The 2,448-nt window shown below is 60.3% G+C and carries 3 protein-coding genes; all 3 read right to left on the reverse strand.

What is annotated here, in order from left to right:
- Nucleotides 1–42 precede the first annotated feature (42 nt).
- The 3 genes from tnpC to tnpA all read right to left on the reverse strand — a co-directional run bounded on the left by tnpC (nucleotide 43) and on the right by tnpA (nucleotide 2,359).
- Nucleotides 43–1,581, reverse strand: a complete 1,539-nt coding sequence (tnpC, locus tag A6V37_RS00005; RefSeq protein WP_064271772.1) for an IS66 family transposase — start codon at nucleotides 1,579–1,581, stop codon at nucleotides 43–45.
- Nucleotides 1,582–1,652: 71 nt separating this feature from the next.
- The gene (gene tnpB / locus A6V37_RS00010; RefSeq protein ID WP_207547693.1) at nucleotides 1,653–2,009 is read right to left on the reverse strand and encodes an IS66 family insertion sequence element accessory protein TnpB; all 357 of its coding nucleotides are present in this window, start codon (nucleotides 2,007–2,009) and stop codon (nucleotides 1,653–1,655) included.
- Complete coding sequence (gene tnpA / locus A6V37_RS00015; RefSeq protein ID WP_075643383.1) at nucleotides 1,985–2,359, reverse strand: IS66-like element accessory protein TnpA; 375 nt, start codon at nucleotides 2,357–2,359, stop codon at nucleotides 1,985–1,987. The genes tnpB and tnpA overlap by 25 nt, the downstream gene beginning before the upstream one ends.
- Nucleotides 2,360–2,448 lie beyond the last annotated feature (89 nt).

Genomic DNA, 2,448 nt, shown 5'->3' on the forward strand with positions numbered 1-2,448 from the left:
GTAAGCACCCGGTGAAGGCACCTTGTCCAGCCCGTGCGTAAGCTATAGTGCGCTAGCGTAGGGTTTCCAGAGATGAGGGAGCAACGCATCAATGTCAGCGGCACGATGTGTTGGCAAGCGGGTGAGCACGTCCTTCAGATAGACGTAGGGATCGTGCCCGTTCAGTTGTGCTGAGCGCAGCAGGCTCATGATGGCAGCGGCACGTTCGCCGGCACGAAGAGAGCCCGCGAATAACCAGTTTTTTCTTCCTGTCGCCCAGGGCCTGATTTGATTTTCGACCCAGTTGTTGCACATCGGGACGTGCCCATCGTCGAGGTAGCGTGTGAGCGCCTCCCAGCGATTGAGGCTGTAGTCGAGTGCTTTTGCGATCGCTGAGCCCTCTGGAACCAGCCGTCGCTGCGCGCTCATCCATTCATGCAAGGCATCCATGACCAGTCGCGAACGAGCTCGTCGAAGCGCGCGCCGCGAATCGGGATCCAGTGCCGCTGCCTCATCTTCTATCTCATACAGCGTAGCGAAGTACTTCAGCGCCTGCCCGGCGATTTCGCTCTGATGGTTCGCATGCAGATCGAAGAACTTGCGTCGGGCATGCGCAGCACAACCGATTTCGGTTACGCCTTGCCGGAATCCTGCCTTGTAACCCTTGAAGTCGTCACATACGAGCTTGCCTTGCCAGTCGCCAAGGAATGCACGGGCATGCTCGCCAGCGCGACTGTCAGTGAACTCATATACGACCGCCCTGAGTGGTGAGTATTGTGTCGTGGCCCAGGCCCACAGATACGCGCGATGTGTCTTGCCCTTGCCGGGACTGAGCATCTGCACGGGCGTCTCATCGGCGTGCAGCACGTCCTGACGCAGGATCTGTTCGCGCAGGGCGTCAACCAGCGGCTGCAGCCTCACACCGCATACGCCAACCCAGGCGCCCAGGGTCGACTGGGCGATGGCCAGCCCGGCGCGTTCAAAGATGCGTTCCTGTCGATACAAGGGCAGGTGGTCGCCGTACTTGGCCACCAGCACGTGCGCGAGCAGCCCGGCTGTCGGGATACCCTTGTCGATGACGTGCGGCGCTACGGGCGCCTGGATCAATGTCTCGCAGTTCCTGCATGTCCACTTGCCGCGGATATGCCGCTCGACCGTGAACACGCCGGGCGTGTAGTCCAGCTTCTCGCTGACGTCTTCGCCGATGCGCACGCGTTCGCACCCGCACTGGCACACGGCACTATCGGGTTCGTGATGGACATCCGTGCGGGGCAATTGCGGTGGCAGCTGCGTGCGCTTCGGTTGCTGTCGTTGCTTGTCGCGCGACGGATTCGAATGAAGCTGGTCCAGCTCGATTTCGATCGCAGCGATATCGGCGCTGATCGTCTCATCGAGCAGGCTGGCCTGCTCGATATTGAGCTGTTCGCTGCGCTTGCCGAACTGCAGGCGCTTGAGCACCGAGATCTCGTGTGTAAGCTGATCGATGCGCGTCTGACGGTAATGCAGCTCCCGTTTGCTCTCACTGACCTGCTCGATCAGCTGAGCCGCCAGGGCACGAAGCTGCTCGGGGCTGAGGTCGTCGAGATCAGTGGCAGAGTTCATGCGAACCAGTTTGCCAGAACGGATGCCGACGCGAAATCGAAACTGTTTACGTCCGCCCGATATCTGTTGCCTTACACCACGCAGATCGCGTGATCATCCGCCAGCGTCTTCCATGGCAACCCGGTCACGAGTGCCTGCAGTTGTTCGGCATTCAGCGCGAAGGTGATCGCCTCCTGGCCGTTCGTCCAGACGAACCGTCCGGTATTCAGACGTCGTGCCGCCAGCCAGATGCCGAAACCGTCATAAACCAGCACCTTCATGCGCGTTGAACTCTTGTTGGCAAACAGGTAGGCGTGATGCGGGCGCGCCGCGCCAAATACCTTCACCACGCGAGCCAGAATCGTATCCGTTCCTGCGCGCATATCCAGCGGTTCGGTCGCCAGCCATATCGCCTCGATCCGGATCACCGCAGCCACCCCTGCAGCCATTTCGCGCACTCGCCTGCGCTCGAGGCAGGCCAGCGAAGCGTGACCGTGGTGGCGCCGCGCCTGAGTTCGATCACAATATCGGGTGCCTCGCTGTTCGGTGTCGGCGAACACAGTTGCAGGGGCACAAACTCGGCTGATGGTAACGCCATCGCCTCGCGCGCTTCGGCCACCGAATCCAGCTCTTCATGTGCAGCTACCCACCGGCGCAACAGATTGGCGTTCAACCGGTAGTGCAATGCTACCGCCGCAATTGAAACACCCGGCTGCATACAGGCCTTGATAGCCTGAGCCTTGAATTCGGCACTGTGTCGACGGCGTCGCGTCGGTTGAACCGCAACGTTCTCATCCATGGTGTACACGTGTCCATTTAGTTTCTTGATGGACGCGATCGTCGCTGGTGTTACACCGTCAATTCAAGATGGGTTCGCCGGGTGCTTAC

Source organism: Paraburkholderia ginsengiterrae, assembly GCF_001645125.1.
Classification (GTDB): Bacteria; Pseudomonadota; Gammaproteobacteria; order Burkholderiales; family Burkholderiaceae; genus Paraburkholderia; species Paraburkholderia ginsengiterrae.